Below are 18,195 nucleotides of genomic sequence, written 5' to 3' on the forward strand. Positions count from 1 at the left end.
ATTAGTCTTTAGGACCTCCGGCCACATAAATAACCTGGCCATTTACAAACGATGAACGCTCATCAGCATAAAAAGCAACGGCGTTGGCAATATCCTCTGGTTTACCACTCCGCCCAGCCGGGATTTTCTCCACGCTTGCCTGTACCAAATCCTCGAACGAAATCCCGATTCGGGCAGCTGTTTCCTTCGTCATTTCCGTTTCTATGAACCCTGGAGCTACAGCGTTTGCCGTAATTCCGAATTTGCCTAACTCAATCGCAAGGGTCTTGGTGAAGCCCTGCAGACCTGCTTTCGCTGTTGCATAGTTTGCCTGTCCGCGATTACCCAGGGCCGACGTTGATGAAATATTAATAATCCGTCCATATTTATTTTCAACCATATACTTTTGTACCGCGCGTGCTGAGTTAAATGACCCTTTTAAGTGAACATCCATCACTGTATCCCAGTCGGAATCGGTCATTTTAAACAGCATATTGTCACGAATAACCCCGGCGTTATTAACAAGAATATCAACCGCTCCGAATTTCTCATGAACCTCCTGAACAGCCGCTTCCACTTGACTGAACTCTACGACATTGGCTGTTTTGCAGTAAATATCAAAACCAGCTTCCTTAAATTCACTCTCCACTTCCTGCAGTGCCTCTTCGTTCACATCTATAATGGCTACATTAGCCCCTTCTTCCGCGAAACGACGCGCAATTCCCTTCCCGATCCCACGGCTTCCTCCGGTTACAAATGCGGTTCTTCCTTTAAACTGATTTCCCATGTTGATTTTCCTCCCTTAATATCTAGCCGATTTTCACATGTCCTTTTAATAGATTTCTGGAGATAATTAATTTCTGAATTTCGTCCGTTCCGTCATAAATCCTCCATAGTCTTGCTTCACGGTACCATCGCTCGATTGGAAGTTCTCTTGTGTAGCCCATACCTCCGTGGATTTGAAGCACGCGGTCTACCACGTTATTCCCCATGGTTGCACCATACAGCTTAGCCATTGAAGCGTAGTGGCGGTTATCCTCCCCATTGTCGAGCGTAAAAGCAGCATTCAATACAAGCCATTTGGCTGCTTCAATCTCTACCGCTGAATCGGCAATCTGCCACTGAATAGCCTGCCTGGTTCCGATCGGCTTTCCGAAAGTCTCTCGCTCATTGGCATAATCAATCGCCATATTTAGTAATCGTTCCGCTGCTCCCACAGCTCTTGCCCCGACAACCCACCGGGCAAAACCAATCCATTCAAGTCCGAGTTCGTACCCTCGGTCGATTTCACCTAATATATTTTCTTCAGGAACCCTTACATTATCGAAAACAAGCGCTGCCGGTCCCCACTCGCCCATAGTGTGGATATACTCTGACTTCCACCCCATGGAACGGTCAGCAATAAAGCAGGTCACTCCTTCCCTCCCACCTGAGGATTGATGAAGTTCTTTGTTGGTAACCGCAATGACCATGACAAAGTCCGCTTCGTTTCCGCCGGTGATAAATGTTTTTTCACCGTTTAGGATCCATTCATTTCCTTCTTTAACAGCCGTCATCCTGATATTACGTGTATCAGAACCCGCTCCTGGCTCTGTCATGGCGAAGCAGGATTTTAACTCGCCGTTGATCGTAGGGATCAGGTATTTCTGCTTCTGTTCTTCATTTCCGTAATACAAGATGTTGTCAGCGGACCCGCCGAACTGGAAAGGGACAAACGTCCGTGCTACTTCCATCTGCACAATAGCAAGCATCATTTGTCCAAGATCTGCCCCTCCATATTCCTCCGGCGTATTAATCCCCCAAAATCCAGCTTCCTTTGCCTTCATCTGGAGCTCTTTCATCTTGCCTTCGGGAAGGCTGGGTTTTCCTTCCCGCTCATTACGCAGCACATCATTTTCTAAAGGAATTAATTCTTTTTCTACAAATTTACGAATGGTCTTTTTAACCATTTCCTGTTCTTCTGTTAATCGCAAATGCATACCACTATCCCCAATCTTTGTTATTTTAAAAAGATGGATAAACAACATACCTACTGGTTAGTATGTTTAGTTTTATATTATTTTAAATTTTCGGAAAATACAACACTTATTGCATAAAATCTGGATGTGATTTCTAAAAGGATTGTGATTCAGGTTATCTATCGTTTTTTTCCGTTATATATCAAGTAAATTCGTCATTTTTCGCATTGTGATTTTGACATGCTAATATGGATCTTCCAAAAGCATGATTAACAGATTCTGTTATCGGGTACAGTCATAATTGTGTACTTTAGAACTGAATTCCTTATGAAGAGCCGGGGGAGGAAACTGGTCTTTTGATCCCGCAGCAACCTCTATGAAAGCCATTGAAGGTGCTCCTTCCAGCAGACCATGGTCTGAAAGATAAGGAGAGGACGATGAACGTACAACCTCTTCCAAAAGAAGGGGTTTTGTTTTGTTGATATATCTTACTCCGTTTATAGATTCAGGTAATGTTAGATTTTTTCGTAAACAAAGGAGGAATCATCAATGTCTAGACTTCGAGATGCCGTGATTCAGCGCAGGAACTTTCTAATCTGCCAACTTATTCAAACCCGTAATTACAAAAATAAACGCAAGAACCTTGTAAATATGCCTTTGGAAAACCTGGAAAGTGAATACGATCTTCTCAAAGATAAAATTGGGTAAGCAGCTAGTTTTCCATTAAAGAGAAACATTTTCTAAAAGTTCTGTCCCCCTTTTCATTTAAAAAGAGCGCTTGGAAGTAAAATGACTTCCAAGCGCTCTTTGTTTTATTTGCTTTCTTCCGGCAGGCGATAAACGCCTTCTTCATCATGCACTTCATTTCCCACCAGCGCAGGATTGAATACACAAACAACGCGGAAATCCGTTTTCGCGCGCAGATAATGTTTCTCATGTCCATCGAGACAATACATCGTGCCTGGTTTTATCTGATATTTTTTTCCGTCTTTCAATGTTTCGATCTCGGCTTCTCCTTCAATGCAATACACCGCTTCAATGTGATGCTTATACCAGATATACGTTTCTGTACCTGCATAAAGCACCGTATCATGAAGGCTGAAACCGACGTTATCATCCTTCAGAAGAAATCTTCTGCTTTTCCAGTTATCATCTTTTACTTCGCGTTCTGTTCCGATTAGATCTTCGAGTTTTACTACATTCATACTTTCGCTTCCTCCTTGCCTAGCACGGCTTTAATACTTTCTTCAATAATATCTAAACCTTTAGAGATACCTTCTTCGTCGATTACTAACGGAGGCAGCATCTTAAGGACTTCATCGTCCGGTCCGGATGTTTCAATAATCAGACCCTTCTTGAAGGCTTCACCGGCAATTTGCTCTGCGAATCCTTCCTTCTTGCTGGCGATTCCGAGCATCAATCCACGACCGCGGACCTCACCTTCCAGTTCAGGATAATCCTTCACGAACTGATGCAGGCGTTTTTGGAAAAGTTCACTCTTCTCTTCAATAGAATTGCTGAAATCATTCGTTTTCCAATAATTTAATGCCTCTGCTGCTGTAACAAAGGCCAGGTTGTTTCCACGGAATGTACCATTGTGTTCCCCTGGTCCCCACTGGTCATACTCAGGCTTGATCAGGGTAATGGCCATTGGCAGTCCGCTTCCACTAATCGACTTGGACAGGCAAACTACATCTGGTGAAATTCCTGCTTTCTCAAAACTGAAGAAGGTCCCCGTGCGCCCGCATCCGGCCTGAACATCATCTACAATCAGCATGATATCCAGACGACGGCATAGTTCTTCTACTTTTTTCAGCCACTCAAAACTTGCTGCATTAATGCCGCCTTCTCCCTGAACGGTTTCTAGGATAATAGCAGCTGGAAGATCAATACCGCTTCCGCCATCCTGAATCATTCTTTCAAGGTAATCCAGAGAATCATAGCCATCCATGTAGTCGTCGTACGGCATTGCCATGCTGTAAGTTAGTGGAATTCCAGCTCCGTGACGTTTAAAGGCATTTCCGGTAACGGAAAGCGCACCGATGGTCATACCGTGGAAGGCATTCGTAAACGTGACCACCTTTTCACGGCCGGTTACTTTTCTGGCAATTTTAAGCGCACTCTCGACGGTATTGGTTCCTGTAGGACCAGGAAACATAATTTTGTAGCTCATATTTCTAGGCTCAAGAATAACTTCGTTAAACTTCTTCAAAAATTCAGCCCGGGCATTTGTTGCCATATCCAGACTGTGAAGCAATCCGTCGCTTTGTATATATTCAATCAGCTTTTGCTGCATAGCATCGTTGTTATGACCATAGTTCAGGGCTCCTGCACCCGCAAAAAAGTCAATATAGGTATTGCCATTTCCGTCCCACATTTGATAGCCCTTAGCCTTTTCAAACGTAGTCGGAAAACTGCGGCTGTAACTGCGAACTTCTGATTCAAGATTTTCAAAAATACTCATGTCCATTTTTTGGTTAGAATTAGTCATTAAGAGTAGGTCCTCCTAGTTTTTTAGTGGTCCGATTTTGAATGTGTTCTCTTGCTCATGGTCCTCTCCCGGGAAATCGTCTTCCTCAAAACAAACACTGATGTCACAAGGCACTTCTTTCTTATTAGCAAAACCCTTGAATAGTTTTTGGGAAGGTTTGTTTGAAGGGGAAACCGTCGCTTCTATATATCTCACATCTTCATGACGATCTACGATATGATCAATCATTCTTGTGGCGAGGCCTTGCCCCCGCTCTGTTTCAGCTACCGCTACCTGCCAAATGAATAAGGTATCTGGTGAAGAAGGATGGATAAATCCTGAAATAAATCCAACCGTGTTCCCCTCATCCTTTACGACTACCGAGGTATCGCTGAAAAATTCGCACCACAGCAGGTAGCTGTAAGAGGAATTCAAATCTAGAATGGGAATATTTTCAATCATTTCATACACTTCTGCTCCATCTGATTTCTCTGGTTCACAAAATTGATATTTTTTTACTTCCTTTGTAGTTGTTGGAATTGATATCACCTCAAAAACTTATTTTTTTCTGAAAGTTCTGGCAAGTGCACAATTAGACACTAATAAAGGAGCGTAAATAAGTCAAAGCCGCTCAATAGCGGTTTGTTGGACAATGAGGTGATGACATGCGCTTGATGGTAAATTTTAGTGATATTGCTTTAACAAAGCGCCTCATAAGTACTTATCCTCTGTTTTTTAAAAAAACACATCGGAAAACCCTTGATACGCTTAGACTTTAGACCATTTGAACTATTTTCCAAAAATCTTATTAAATTGATAAAAAGGTCTTAAACGGTGGCGGGGACGTTTTTCACCGTGTTTTTATATGTAAGAGGAACATCTATGTTTGGTTCTCCTAATTTTTAAGGTAGTAAGTCTTTTTGCTCTCTAAAAAAAAGAGACTTCCTTTTTTAGAAAGTCTCTTTTTTCGGATATTATTAGATTTCCTTTTCACTTCAAGGTACACGTATAGTGTTGAATATTTAGCTGAGAATGATAGCTGATCTTATTATAAATAGCCTGTACATTTTGGATCTTTTTCTTTATTTACGAAGTTCTAAATCTGAAATTTGAAAACTGGCCTCTCCCTGATCCTGTTGCACCTTCCAACTGGTCATAACTTGGTAATCTCCTAAATCCCCTACTTCCCAGGTCGATTTTTCTCCTTCACTAGTCACTTCATATGTGTAAGTATCCATTCTCACTTCTCCAATTGTCTTCTGATCCTTGCCAAGTTTTGATACCTTCACACCCGGATACTCGGTCTGATTTTTAAGAATATCTGTCACTTCCGTTCGATCTGTTAGATTAAAAGGCATTAAAAGCATCATCACATATGACTGTCCTGCCATCTGCAGCATTTCGCCTTCCATTCGCTCTCCTCCGGCGACCATGCGTTTCGTTTCACCTTCACTGGTTACCCACAGCTCTATAGCCTCTCCTGATCCGCCATCTTCTTCCATGTTAATTTTAATATGGCTCGTTAAATCCCCATTCACTTCTTCTTCGCCCACTCTTTGCATCGTAATCTTTAAACTGCTTCCAGGGGAATCAAAAGAATAGGATATACGTGAGAACTTATCCATAATATCCGTAAATCCTTTGATTTGCTGGAGTTTACTCACATCCCACTCTGCTTCGGTTTCCGTACTTTCGTTTCCATCATCTTCACTAGTGTCTGTGGTAGTAGTCGTCACTTCGCTTACTTCTTCCGTACTGTTTTCTTCATCCATTCCTTCTCCGCTGGCTTCTTCTACGGCTTGATCATTGTTTTCCTTTTCCTCCGTACTGTCCGATCCACCGCATCCAGTAAGTACCCACATAAACATCATGGCGATTGAGATAAAACGAATGAATACCGGCAGCTTCATTAATACGCCCTCCTTTTTGTTTCTCCTTTACCAGTCCGTCTAAGTCTCGTTAAGCTTACCAACTAAATACGAGAAAAAAAATTATACCCCAGTATAGTTTTTATGGATCCATCGAAAAAATTATACCTAGGTATAATTTCTTTTGATAAGCATCCGTATTACTTTTAAAGTACAGTACTTACATTAAACAGAAAGGCGGGCGACATAATGGATTCACCAAATGTTAAGAATAACGGCGGAGTCGCAAAGGACATTGAAGACAATAAGGTCATTGCCATCTTAGCTTATCTTGTATTTTTCCTCCCCCTCTTGGCCGCTAAAGACTCAAGATTTGCCATGTATCACGGAAATCAGGGCTTTCTTTTGTTCCTGTTGCTTTTAGCAGTAAATATAGTGGGCACCGTGGTCCCCATCCTCGGGTGGCTGATCATTCTCCCTATTGGAAATCTTTTAATTTTAGCTCTATTAATCATGGGAATTATCAATGCTTCCAAAGGGGAAGAGAAATCTCTTCCTATCATAGGAAAATATACGATTATTAAACCTCCGGAATCTCAATAATTCAGGTCTTGGGGAACCTTAAAGGGAAGGGGACATTTCCATAATTCTTTTCATAAGCTGGGTTCGGTTTTTGACCTGAAACTTTTTCAGAATGCTGCCCACATGTTTTTTCACGGTAATTTCAGTAATATGCAGCTGCTCAGCTATGGCTTTATTCGAAAGTTCTCCGTGAATACTCAGCAGGATTTCTTTTTCCCGTTTTGTTAGCTGATGGCGGTCTGCGACATGGAGGAGATGATCTTTTTCAAGAGAAACAGTCTGTGAAAATTGTTTTAAATACTGAATTAAGCGCGGTCCTCTCACATCCAGTAGAAATGTTGGAGAAGGCTGATCAGGACCGAAATCATAATGAGTAGCATGCGGAACCTTTTCGAATCCAAAAGCCTGAGTTAATTGTTGAAAGAAAGGGATGGGGGTAGAAGTAATGATTCTGCCCCCGGACAATAAAAGTGGAAATAAACTGTACAAAAGAAAGGACCGTGTATGACTATCTTCTGGATTTAAACAATCCAGCATACGAATAAACCACCCTGAATAAGAATCTTCATCTACACAGTATTCTTCTTCCTCTTCCTTAGATAACTGCCTGAAGTAAGCCCGGGAAACCGGCTCTTTTTTTAATTGTTCAATGGTGCGCTTATTAATCGGCACGATAAGGGAAAGTCCAACCATTTCTCCTTCCTCGTTTTTTACAATCCTTCCCACATTGAATCCTAATTTTCTTACATACTCAGCTCCTATAAGGTCATTTTCCTTTTGATTATGTTCAGCGGATACATAGTAGTGGTAAGTTGTATCTGTCTCCCGATTATAATAATGTGCTACACTGTCCTGATCATAGCGGTTTCGTTTCTGAAAATATTCTTCTACTTCTTTGAAGTTATGAGCCCCGACAGGTTCAATATATTTACTCTTTTGGTCTTTTTCCTGAAAGAATGCAGATCGGATCACCTCTTCACCTAGATGGTAAAAATATTCCGCAATCTCCCATGTAGAACTCTGATTCCGATTAATTTGCTGAAGATAATAGGAAGCGCTCCGTCTTTTTAAAAACTCATAGTGGTCAGGTGTACGTTCTTGGATATTTAATATAATAGCCGATCTGATAATTTCGTGGATGCCCCATCCATGATTGGTGCGGTTCACAAAGGAAAGAGAGGTGAGCCTGGTAAAAGCGGTGGTGGTCGTTCTTTCATCTAAAATAAAATTAAGAGTAGTTTGATCAAAATGACGCAGCACCGCGGCAGCTTCTAAAAGTCGCTGAAGCTCCGGGTCGTTTACTTCACTCAGCCACTTTGAGGTCAGATAGGTGAGTATCTCTTGCTTTTCGTGAGGATGATCTGTTTCTTCTTTATTGCCGTAGGCCATTGCCGATAGGGACAAGGTAAGTGGATGGCCATTCGTGAAGCGCCAGTACTCCTGTATATCCGAGTGTTCCGTTACGCCAGCCTTACTCAAATACAGTCTCGTCTGGTTATAGGTAAAGGCCGAGAGTTTCACTTGTGTTACGATGGACCGCCAGGCGGGTGACTCCATCCAGGCAGCTGTCAGAGGATGGCGGCCGGCAAGAATGATTGATATCGATTCAGGGAGGGATCTGAGAAAGACTTCACGAAACCAGCGATCGAGTGAGCCTATCTTTTCATAAGTATCTACAGCTATAATAATCCGGTGGTTTTTAGAAGATTCTTTTAATATACGCATGCACTGATTAAGAGGGGGGTCATAGGATTTGGAGCGATTCAGGGACAATTTGGCATCTAATTGAAATAACAGCTGCTCGGCAAACATGGCAGGTGACTGGGCAAAATCCTCACTATCCAACCCCAGGAAAACCATTCCATCGATCCGTTCTGCCAGGCGTTGAAATGCATGTATCAAGAAAGTTTTACCAATCCCTCCCATACCATAAACATGTAAAATGCGTTTTGTGTCCTTACTGCTTTCAATAAAGCCACGAAAATACTGCAGTTCTCTATCCCGGCCTACAAACTGGTCATTTTCCAATTCCATAAGAGTGGTATTCCATTCTTCCTCACGCAGCTCTTTATTCGCATTGGATAACCACATATCCAGCCCTCCATTGTGAAGTACACTTCAAGGCCTTATCATTTCATAAAAAAGGTAAAAAGACCTGTAGTGCCTTTTACTTTCTATACTATAAATTTACCACATTTTTCTGTTCCCTTTAGCAAATGAACGTAATTTATTTGATGATTACGCGTTAAGTAACTGATAGCTTCTGAAACAAATTGATTGGCTAATCGTATGTATGATAACCGATGGATCGGAAAGGAAGGATGAAATCTATGAAAGTTATAGAGATTCTCTTATTGATCGCAGCTCTAATCTCTCTCAGCATCTCCTTGTTTATTCAAATTGACTTCCTGATTATGACCACTTTATTCGGAGGAATCGGTTTCTCTGTATTACGATTCGTGCGTACATATGAGCAAAGAAAAAACCAGGTGCTGGGGAAACCGAATGCTAAATACTACTCATCTGGAGGTGACTCCTTCGATATGGATGGTGAATTTGACATTGGCGGGGATTCTGGTGGCGGCGAAGACTAATGGATAACCAGCTTAATAATAAAAAAGATTCCCTCAACATTAAAGTCTGAGGGAATCTTAGTATGAAACATCCGAAATCAGCGAATTTCCTTAAATACATTCTTCACTTTTGGAACGACGTAGTGGCTGCCGCCCTCAACGTCCTCAATCATCATCGAAACCATCAAATCAGGATTATCCGTATCCCACGCAATAAACCAACCGTTCTCCTGAGCGTTTTCTTGATCAAGAGATTGTTTTAACTCAGCCGTTCCGGTTTTTCCTGCGAGTTCCAGCCCTTCCACCTGTGGCTCATAACCTGTACCGTTTTTATTTTCCACTACTGCTTGAAGGGATTCGCGCACGGTAGATGCTGTTTCCGGGCTCATGATATTTTCATGCCAGGCCTGACGATTTTCTTCATTCTTCATTAGGACGGGCTTTAGCATCGTACCTTCATTTATAAACGGAGTGTAAGTCATAGCCAAATGCAGGCTGCTCATTTGAACTTCCCCCTGGCCATAGCCTGTATCTGCAAGCAGCGGTTCATTGTTTCCAAACGATTCTTCATTTAGAATCTGTGAAGAACTTATTGGATAGGCCAAAGGAATGTCTTCTCCAAACCCAAAATCTTTCGCCTGCTCTAAGAAAGTTTCGCCGCCGATATCTAAAATGGAACGTGCAAAATAAATATTATCTGAGCGTATAAGCGCATCACGCAAATTCACCTGCTTCTCTTCGTTGGCTCCTGGAACCCTCGTTACCGAGTATCCGCCCCATCCTTCCTCACTATAAGTACGCTCAGGAATCGACATTTCTTTTACTGGATTGATTGTTCCGGATTCAAGACCGATCGATGCTGTAATCGGTTTGAACGTCGAGCCCGGAGAATAGGTTTTAGTAAATTTATTCACAAGCGGCCGATCGGAGTTTTCTGTCAACTCTTTTCTCCGATCCTGACTCATCCCTAACACGAATTGGTTAGGATTATAGGACGGAGCGCTCACAAGAGCAGTCACCTCGCCGGTAGAAGGATTGATCGCGGCAGCAGAACCGGACTCTCCTTTTAATTGGTTATACACCGATTGCTGTACATCAGTTTGGATCGTAAGGGTAACATCCTCTCCATCTGAAGCAGGCTTTTCGGCTAGTACCTCTTTCACCTCGTTACTTTCATCTAAGATCGAAACTTTACCACCCGGTGTGCCTCTCAATTGTTCCTCCATCACTCTTTCAAGACCAGTCTGTCCAACCTGATCATTGGATGTATAGCCTTCACCTTCGCGCTCCTTCAGTTGTTCAGCTGTAATATCGTCTACATAACCGGTCAGATGAGCGGCGGCTTTGCCCAGTGGATAAACACGTGCATTGTCAATCTCATTAAATTGGGTCCCTGCCAATTCTTTAATGGCAGCAATACTTTCTTCATCATCATTGGCCACCGACCCTATAGGTACATAAGAGTCAGCCTTTACCCAGGACTGGTTTAGCTTCTGCTCGATGCTTTCCACAGAGATGTTCAAGATCTCTGACAAACCTTCTTTCGCTTCCTCTTCCTCTCCCTCCATTCTAGACGGTACGAGTCCAACTTCCTGAATGGTACCATTCACGGCAAGTCCTTCTCCATCCTGGTCGAAGATCTCTCCACGCTCAGGAGATAGGGTTTCTGGATAAATGGTATCGCCCTCTTCCATTCCTGCAAAAATCATGGAAGGGTTCCATTTTAACGCCCACGGCACATTATCCTCATCTTCTTCAAATACAAGTTCAGCTTCATGGGAAAAATTAATCGTTCCGGCCATGGAATCCATGCTTGCCTTATAGGCAAACGTTTGAATTTCCTCCTGGTCATATTCCTGTTCTTCTTCAGGAAGACTATATGTAACTTCTAAGTCACTTACATTAATATCTTTGTATATTTTTTTGTACCTCTCTGTAAACTCTGCTTCGCTTATCTTCTCTTTAGATTCCTCTCCGAGCAGTCCATACATTGTTTCATAATCTTCATCTTCCCACGCCGCCATATAGCCCTTGAACGTTTCTTCCGGACTCGGCTGTTCAGAACAGCCTGCAAGACCTATGAACGCAAGAGAAAGAATCATAACCTTTAGCCACTTCATTAATAGCTGCCTCCTTCTAGACAAAATAGGACAAATTCCATCTTAATAGTAGATATTATATCAAAATTCTGACGATAACGTAGGAATCCCAACCTATCAATTGGAATTTTTGCCCTGTTTATTGAATCGACAGTAGTTTATATTAGGAGGGTTGTTTCTATTGAACCTCCCCATCCTTATAACAATTGAATTCGAAATCATGTTACACACAAATAATATCTTTCTTGTTTTCAAGTTTTAGAGAACATCATCACTAGAGGAATGCAGTTAAGATGGAACTAAGGGAGAGAAATTTTTAAAGAAGGAGTTCATCCATAGATAGCGAAGGTTTTATATGAAACTTTATGGATTAAGGAGGGATTAAAGTGAGTTATGAAATTTTAACTTTACCAGCCTATAGGGCAGTAGGATTAAAATGGGAGGGAACATTTTCTGAAATCGTACCTAACCTAAAAAACGTCATTAAACAAAGTGAAGAGCGAGCAGATGAGTTAAAGTTTAAAGTAAATCCCATGGTGCAATTAGGGTTATCTTATCATGTACTCAAAAATGGGTTTATACATTACGCTGTCTACGAAGTGAATGAGAAGCAGGGTATTCCTGACGGGATGATTGATATACGGATTCCTGAATGGACGTATGTAAAAGCTACACATCAAAAAGGAAAAGATGTACAAAAGACATATACGGATTTACACCAATGGCTGATGGATAGTAAATACACCGCATTTAGAGAAGCCGGTGTAGATTACTATGATCCTTATATGCCAATCAAACATGAGTACTACCCTGTTGGTCATGACCCAAATGATCCTCACTTTGACATTTATATACCGATTGTTAAAAAATAAATGTTTATGACTTAACCAACAGGGTTTTATTTTGTATTTAAAAAATGGAAGCCCCCCCCCTCAGGGAACTTCCACAATCAACATGTTTAAGAAAATGATTCGATATATGATTTCAGCACATGTACGCCCTGAACACAATCATTCAGCGAAGACCATTCATCCGGAGTATGGCTTACACCATCTTTACTATTAACAAACAGCATAGCGACCGGTAAGTAATGACCAACAATCCCAAGTGCGGATACCAGAACAGGGAGGTAAAGAATCTCGCTGTTCGAACGTGGAACTGCCCGACTTGCGGCTCCCGCCACGACCGCGACCTAAATGCGAGCTTCAATATATTGAAGGAAATTAAAAGAATCCTTCCAACCGTCGGTGCTACGGGGTTAGCCTAATCATTTGAACGAACCGTTAGGTTCGTGCTCTTAGGAATCCCCCAACTTCAAGGAGTGTCAGCGAGTAAGTGGGGGTAGTTCAATTATCGGATCATATTCCTCCATTAGAAACAAGCTTAGACAGCACGTTATGCTGAGCTGTCTAAGTCTTAAATAGTTCAGCCACTTGTACTGCATTAAAACTTGGCATAGTAATCATGAAAAAGCCTTCCCCCATGAGGAGCCAGAAATTCATCCACGAACCTGATTAATTCATCTTTTTCCTGGCGAGTATAAAAGGATTGAAGACATTCTGTTAACCGGGCAGCCAACATTTCATCATAGTCTCTCAGAGAGCGGTACATCCACTTTCCCTCTCCCACCCACCTTTGATTGGATCTTAATATAAACTGGTGAAGACTCTCGGTTAGCGAACTTACCGAATAAATATCTTCTTCCGGCCTCTCCGAACCTTCCAAATCATCCAGCTTATCGGAAATCGCATACCGTAACTCATCCAGTTTACTAAGAGATAAAGCACTAGGACCTTCTATTAAGCTTCTTTTTGCTTGTTCTTTAATCTTTTCAGCTTCCCTTCCCCCTTTGAGGACGGTCCCCTCTGCACACATTCGGGTCGTCAAAGGTACTCCATGCTGCGTTTCGATAAAAAAAGCATCTTCCAGGGAATCTTCATTATGGACAAACGCTTCAATCGGCCATTCGCCATAATAATACGACTTTCGAAAGGGCTTCTGATCAATAACCACGATATCCAGATCTGATGAAGGAGTCTCCTCGCCACGAACAACGCTTCCTGAGAGTACAGCAATCTGGCAATCTGGAAAATATAAATCAATAAATGCTTGGGCTGTATGAAAGGCATCTCTTTTCAATGGATCTTCCCACCTTCTATTTTTTATAAAACGTGCAGAGACGTTCATCTTTATGATATTCAGAAGGCAGGTCAGTGTTCGGCAATCGCCAGGTGCAAAATCATTCAGCGTTGATCCTGAAAAACTCTAAATAAAATCCAAAAACCAAGAGTCTCTTCCAACGAAGAGACTCTCGGTTAGTCTATCAAACTTATATATTTGACGGCACCAGCGCTTTCATCGATTCTAATGCGCCTTTCCCTGGACTTTTGCAGCCGAGTGGGTACTCCTCCGAAGGTCCGTATCCCCCGTGAAAATCAGATCCACCTGTTACGATTAAATTAAACCGCTCCGCATAATCCAATGCTTTTTCTTCCAACAATGGATCGTGAAGTGGATGATAGACTTCGATTCCTTTTAAACCGTGCTTGGTCCATTCTTCAATCGCATCAAAATTATCAAACTGCCCCGGGTGAGCAAGTACTGGAATTCCACCAGCCGCTTCTATTGTGCGAATGGCATCGATTGCATCGAGATAATGAACAGGTGTGTAGGCAATCCCTTCTTCCCCACTCTCCGTTTCAGCAGCAAACAGTTCTTTGTAAAGCGGACTGTAAATTTCATTCGTAAATCCATGGTCGATCAGAGTGTGCATAATATGCTGTTTATATACAGCTGTGGAATCTTTGGCGTAGGCCTGAACCTCTTCCCACGTAATTGGATAGCCTGCCTGAATCAGTTTCTGTACCATATCATAGGAAGCAAAATGCCTTCTTTTCAACATGGGACTGCATAAATGCTGTAATTCTGTACTATCTTCCGGAACGTGATACCCGAGGATGTGTGCACGCTTGTTACGCTTATAGTCAAAGGCAGAGATTTCAATGCCTGGAATGATCTCAATGCCCTGTTGTTTCCCAAGTCGTTTGGCTTCTTGTAAACCCGCTGTTGTGTCGTGGTCCGTAATGGCCAGATGGGTCAACTGCCTGTTTTTTGCCAGATCCATGATCTCTTGAATGGTCATCGTATTATCTGAAATGCTTGTATGACAGTGTAAATCTATCAATTATTTTCAACTCCAATCTCACTAGAACGTAGCCCTTTTTTATCCAATTAATGAACGCTGAGCGTGATATACCGTTTGACCTTCAACCACCGTGCGTCGGACAGCCGGATACGATCCTTCCATATCAATAAAAAGAATGTCCGCTTGTTTACCAGCCTCGAGACTCCCTCGCTCATTAGCAATTCCCAGGGCTTCAGCCGGATAAAGGCTTACCATTTTCCAGGCTTCCGGCAGGGAAATACCGTGACTTCTGACTTCTGCTACTGAGGGAAGCAAGGCTGATGGATGATAATCAGAACAAATGATGTGTGCTGCGCCATCCAGGACAGCCTCAATTGCTCGCATGTTGCCGCTATGAGAAAAACCTCGCACAATGTTCGGTGCTCCCACACTCACATATAATCCCTTATCAGAAGCGTGGCGAGCCGCTTCCATTGTAATTGGAAATTCGCTGATACTGATTGGAAAGTCGTTCAGGATATAATCAATTTTCTCGACCGTGTCATCGTCATGAGAAGCAAGACTGACCCCTTCTGCATGAGCATACTGCGCCATTTCACGGAGATCTTCCCACTCTACTTTTTCTTTCAGGCTTAAGACTTCCTTTGTCATAGTAACCGCTTGCTCGTCTGTGATGTTATACTGTTTTTTTGTAAATTCCTGAAATCCTTCCATTGATTTGAATTGCCCCTGTCCTGGTGAATGATCCATAAACGACAAGAGGTCGATCTTCTGATTACGAATAAAGGATTCAATAACAGGTAATGCACCCCGGTTCGTTAACTCATAGCGGAGATGAATACGGTGGCGTACCATGGACGGACTATTCTTTCTGCGTTTATCAATGCTATTCATCAAGTTAACCGCCTGCTCGTCCCCCCTTATTCCGGATCCATCGGATAAGGAGATCGAATGGTAAATCGTCGTAATCCCGTTTCCTGCAAGTTTACGCTCCATTTCATTCATCGCCATTTCTAACGGAAAGAACGTGTTCGGCCTTGGTTCCATCTCTTTTTCAATCGCATCACAATGGATTTCGATCATACCTGGAGCCACATACATTCCTGCTGCATCAATCAATTTATACTCACTTTCCATCCAATGGTCAGGCGAACCTCCCACTCGTAAAATTCTCCCATCTTCAATCCACACATCCGCCTCAAGAACTTCCTCAGGTGTGATGACTTTACCGTTCGTAATCACAAGTCTCCTGCTCATGTCTGCACCTCCTCATGCATCATTCCCTGCTTCATGTTGTATTGCTGATCCACTACCGACTCCATAAATTCCAGATCATGAAAAATACCAAGCATACTCGTGCCAGCTTCCTTTAAGCGGATAATCATATCTTTCACGGACTCTTTCGTGGCGGCATCAAGGGATGCGGTAGGTTCATCTAACAGAAGAAGTTTCGGTTTTTTAACCATTGCCTGGGCCAGATTCAATCGGAGTTTTTCTCCTCCACTAAAGGTTTGCGGATACGCATCCCATAGTTCCTCCGAAAGTCGGAAGTGGGAAAGCATCTTTCTTGCTTCCTTATGTGCTTCTTCCTGAGAATAATTCATTTCTACCAGTGCTTTCTGAACTACTTCGATCGCTGTAACCCGTGGCATCACTTTAAGAAATTGAGAGACATAACCGATTTCATTACGGCGTATAGCAAGGATCTCCCTCTCTGAAGCACTGGCTAAATCCAGCCATCCGTATTGGTCGGAGTGATACATGATGCCTCCTGACGTTGGAATGTACGTGCGGTAAACACTTCTAAGAATAGTAGATTTTCCAGCGCCGCTTTTTCCTGTAATTCCAATAAACTCTCCCTGATTCAGGGTAAAAGAAACTTCGCTGCACCCTTGGATGGTCTTATTGAAATGATGCATGTAGAATGATTTTTCCAAATCTTTTATTTCCAATAGCTCTGACATACTGCTCCCCACCTTATTATTCTCTATTTCCGTAACGCTCTATAAACAGCTCAACATCGTTCAAGTCTTTGAAGCGAGCTTCCAGAGTAGCCCGGTCCCAGTTCCACCAGGCAATTTCTTGCAGCTGTTCAGCAACTTCTTCAGAGAACCTCCTCCGAATCGGTTTGGCCGGTACACCTGCCACAATCATATAAGGCTCTACATCTTTTGTGACGACAGCTCCGGATCCAATTACAGCGCCGTTTCCAACCGTAACTCCCGGCATTATAATCGCGTTGTGACCAATCCATACGTCGTGCCCGATTGTGACGGCATCTTCTTTTCGCCATTGAAATATAGATTCATCATCTCTAGCATCCAGCTGATATTGTTTTCTTCTATAGGTCATATGATGTTGAGTAACCCTCCACATAGGGTGATTCGATGGATTAATTCTTACGTGAGAAGCAATGGAACAAAATTTACCTACATGAGCATAAGCAATGTTTACCTCTCCATCCGTGTAGGTATATTTACCTATTTTAGAATCCTGAATAAGTGTGCGATCCGCAATAGATGTCCATTCTCCCAGATCGCTATTAATCACTACACTGGATTCATCGACAAAAGGAGCAGGTCCCAAGATTCGTTTTGTTTTTTCTAATTGCTCAGCAGACATAACATACCTCCGAAATATTTTATAGTAGAGAGTGAACGAGCAGCTGGGTGTACGGGTGCTGGGGATCCTCGAGAATTTGATCCGTTAGTCCCTGTTCCACTACTCTCCCCTGTTTCATGACCATTGTTCGATCAGCGAGCATTCTTATAACGCCCAAATCATGTGAAACAACGATCATTGCTACATCAAGCTCACGTTGAATACTTCGAATAAGGTCCAGTACCTTAGCTTGAACAGAAAGATCTAAACCTGTTGTTACCTCATCAAGCAATAATAACGGTGGGTTATTGGCAAGTGCCTTCGATATTTGAACACGCTGCTGCATACCTCCACTGAACCTTCGCGGCTGCTCATCCATTCTGGATACAGGAATTTCCACCTTTTCCAAAAGCTCGGCTGAGCGATCTCGAATATTCCCGACATGAAAGTGTCCAGCAGAGATAAGTTTCTCTGCCACATTCCCGCTGCTTGAGTAATCCATCTTCAACCCAAGATGAGGATTCTGATAAACCATCCCCATAATATAGTTCCGAATATAGCGCTGCTGCTGAGCCGACTCCATAAAAATATTTTCCTCACCGTTTTTGTAATCATGGATGAGTGCACTGCCGGACGTTACCTGCTGGTCAAAGTAAAGGCTTTTGACGAGTGTGCTTTTTCCAGAGCCGCTTTCTCCGACAATTCCTAGAATTTCACCCCTGTCTAAATCAAAACTTACATTAGAGCAAGCGCGGACACTGCCGCATACCGGACAGTAGTTCTCTTTCAGCTCTTCATGTTCACAGTAAGAGCAGCCTGGGCCAAAACGTTTCGTGAGTTGATCTACTCGAAGGACCGGCTTGTCTTCCAGATTATTTCCCTTCATCAATGTCTCTCCCTTGATCTGTATAGACGTCATA

At 42.6% G+C, this 18,195-nt stretch carries 19 protein-coding genes, 1 pseudogene and 1 riboswitch; of the genes and pseudogenes, 5 read left to right on the plus strand and 15 right to left on the minus strand.

All coding sequences use genetic code 11. The features are described 5' to 3' along the window. Nucleotide 1: 1 nt before the first annotated feature. Together LCM11_RS14510 and LCM11_RS14515 are read right to left on the minus strand one after the other, a co-directional pair. Nucleotides 2–766, minus strand: coding sequence for a beta-ketoacyl-ACP reductase (locus LCM11_RS14510; RefSeq protein WP_224894994.1), 765 nt, complete (start codon nt 764–766; stop codon nt 2–4). A gap of 22 nt (nt 767–788) precedes the next feature. Beyond that, nucleotides 789–1,958: an acyl-CoA dehydrogenase family protein gene (locus LCM11_RS14515; RefSeq protein WP_224894995.1), complete on the minus strand. Its 1,170-nt coding sequence runs from the start codon at nt 1,956–1,958 to the stop codon at nt 789–791. A 301-nt stretch (nt 1,959–2,259) separates the two neighbouring features. Further along, nucleotides 2,260–2,367, plus strand: a riboswitch (SAM riboswitch). Between the two features lie 119 nt (nt 2,368–2,486). Here LCM11_RS14515 and LCM11_RS14520 point away from each other — a divergent pair. Continuing rightward, entirely contained in the window at nt 2,487–2,645 is a 159-nt protein-coding gene (locus LCM11_RS14520; RefSeq protein ID WP_224894996.1) for a Fur-regulated basic protein FbpA, read from the plus strand. A gap of 104 nt (nt 2,646–2,749) precedes the next feature. On the opposite strand, the gene LCM11_RS14525 is transcribed toward LCM11_RS14520, so the two are convergent. From LCM11_RS14525 to LCM11_RS14540, 4 genes are all read right to left on the minus strand, one after another. After that, nucleotides 2,750–3,142, minus strand: coding sequence for an ectoine synthase (locus LCM11_RS14525; protein ID WP_014641798.1), 393 nt, complete (start codon nt 3,140–3,142; stop codon nt 2,750–2,752). Beyond that, nucleotides 3,139–4,428, minus strand: a complete 1,290-nt coding sequence (ectB, locus tag LCM11_RS14530) for a diaminobutyrate--2-oxoglutarate transaminase (RefSeq protein WP_224894997.1) — start codon at nt 4,426–4,428, stop codon at nt 3,139–3,141. The genes LCM11_RS14525 and ectB overlap by 4 nt, the downstream gene beginning before the upstream one ends. Nucleotides 4,429–4,443: 15 nt before the next feature. Further along, on the minus strand, nt 4,444–4,956 hold the full coding sequence (gene ectA, locus LCM11_RS14535; RefSeq protein ID WP_224894998.1) for a diaminobutyrate acetyltransferase: 513 nt from the start codon (nt 4,954–4,956) through the stop codon (nt 4,444–4,446). 533 nt (nt 4,957–5,489) lie between these two features. Next, nucleotides 5,490–6,317, minus strand: coding sequence for a hypothetical protein (locus tag LCM11_RS14540; RefSeq protein WP_224894999.1), 828 nt, complete (start codon nt 6,315–6,317; stop codon nt 5,490–5,492). A 207-nt stretch (nt 6,318–6,524) separates the two neighbouring features. On the opposite strand from LCM11_RS14540, the gene LCM11_RS14545 reads away from it, so the two are divergent. Beyond that, nucleotides 6,525–6,878 (plus strand): DUF4870 domain-containing protein, encoded by a 354-nt coding sequence (locus tag LCM11_RS14545; RefSeq protein ID WP_224895000.1) that lies wholly within the window; start codon nt 6,525–6,527, stop codon nt 6,876–6,878. Nucleotides 6,879–6,896: 18 nt separating this feature from the next. Here LCM11_RS14545 and LCM11_RS14550 read toward each other — a convergent pair whose 3' ends face one another. Further along, entirely contained in the window at nt 6,897–8,948 is a 2,052-nt protein-coding gene (locus LCM11_RS14550; protein ID WP_224895001.1) for a LuxR C-terminal-related transcriptional regulator, read from the minus strand. 239 nt (nt 8,949–9,187) lie between these two features. Here LCM11_RS14550 and LCM11_RS14555 point away from each other — a divergent pair, with 239 nt between their 5' ends. Continuing rightward, nucleotides 9,188–9,451 (plus strand): hypothetical protein, encoded by a 264-nt coding sequence (locus LCM11_RS14555; RefSeq protein ID WP_224895002.1) that lies wholly within the window; start codon nt 9,188–9,190, stop codon nt 9,449–9,451. 77 nt (nt 9,452–9,528) lie between these two features. On the opposite strand, the gene LCM11_RS14560 is transcribed toward LCM11_RS14555, so the two are convergent. Then, nucleotides 9,529–11,550: a penicillin-binding transpeptidase domain-containing protein gene (locus LCM11_RS14560; RefSeq protein ID WP_224895003.1), complete on the minus strand. Its 2,022-nt coding sequence runs from the start codon at nt 11,548–11,550 to the stop codon at nt 9,529–9,531. A gap of 365 nt (nt 11,551–11,915) precedes the next feature. Between LCM11_RS14560 and LCM11_RS14565 the strand changes: the two genes are divergently transcribed. Next, entirely contained in the window at nt 11,916–12,401 is a 486-nt protein-coding gene (locus tag LCM11_RS14565) for a GyrI-like domain-containing protein (RefSeq protein ID WP_224895004.1), read from the plus strand. 86 nt (nt 12,402–12,487) lie between these two features. Here LCM11_RS14565 and LCM11_RS14570 read toward each other — a convergent pair. Then, nucleotides 12,488–12,631 (minus strand): annotated as a pseudogene (locus tag LCM11_RS14570) (Zn-dependent hydrolase); the annotation flags it as partial. Between LCM11_RS14570 and LCM11_RS14575 the strand changes: the two are divergent. Next, a complete protein-coding gene (locus LCM11_RS14575) occupies nt 12,620–12,796 on the plus strand; it encodes a zinc ribbon domain-containing protein (protein WP_412098151.1) in 177 nt (58 codons plus the stop codon). The pseudogene LCM11_RS14570 and the gene LCM11_RS14575 sit on opposite strands and share 12 nt — an antisense overlap. A gap of 176 nt (nt 12,797–12,972) precedes the next feature. On the opposite strand, the gene LCM11_RS14580 is transcribed toward LCM11_RS14575, so the two are convergent. From LCM11_RS14580 to LCM11_RS14605, 6 genes are all read right to left on the minus strand, one after another. Further along, a complete protein-coding gene (locus tag LCM11_RS14580; RefSeq protein ID WP_224895005.1) occupies nt 12,973–13,668 on the minus strand; it encodes a nucleotidyltransferase domain-containing protein in 696 nt (231 codons plus the stop codon). A 190-nt stretch (nt 13,669–13,858) separates the two neighbouring features. Further along, on the minus strand, nt 13,859–14,713 hold the full coding sequence (locus tag LCM11_RS14585; RefSeq protein ID WP_224895006.1) for a PHP domain-containing protein: 855 nt from the start codon (nt 14,711–14,713) through the stop codon (nt 13,859–13,861). 39 nt (nt 14,714–14,752) lie between these two features. Next, a complete protein-coding gene (locus tag LCM11_RS14590; protein ID WP_224895007.1) occupies nt 14,753–15,931 on the minus strand; it encodes an alpha-D-ribose 1-methylphosphonate 5-triphosphate diphosphatase in 1,179 nt (392 codons plus the stop codon). Beyond that, nucleotides 15,928–16,638 (minus strand): phosphonate C-P lyase system protein PhnL, encoded by a 711-nt coding sequence (phnL, locus tag LCM11_RS14595; RefSeq protein WP_224895008.1) that lies wholly within the window; start codon nt 16,636–16,638, stop codon nt 15,928–15,930. Before phnL ends, LCM11_RS14590 begins: the two co-directional genes overlap by 4 nt. 16 nt (nt 16,639–16,654) lie before the next feature. Then, nucleotides 16,655–17,296: a DapH/DapD/GlmU-related protein gene (locus tag LCM11_RS14600; protein WP_224895009.1), complete on the minus strand. Its 642-nt coding sequence runs from the start codon at nt 17,294–17,296 to the stop codon at nt 16,655–16,657. A gap of 19 nt (nt 17,297–17,315) precedes the next feature. After that, the gene (locus LCM11_RS14605) at nt 17,316–18,161 is read right to left on the minus strand and encodes an ATP-binding cassette domain-containing protein (protein ID WP_224895010.1); all 846 of its coding nucleotides are present in this window, start codon (nt 18,159–18,161) and stop codon (nt 17,316–17,318) included. Between the last annotated feature and the right edge of the window lie 34 nt (nt 18,162–18,195).

Source organism: Halobacillus halophilus, assembly GCF_020171985.1.
Lineage (GTDB): Bacteria > Bacillota > Bacilli > Bacillales > Halobacillaceae > Halobacillus > Halobacillus halophilus_A.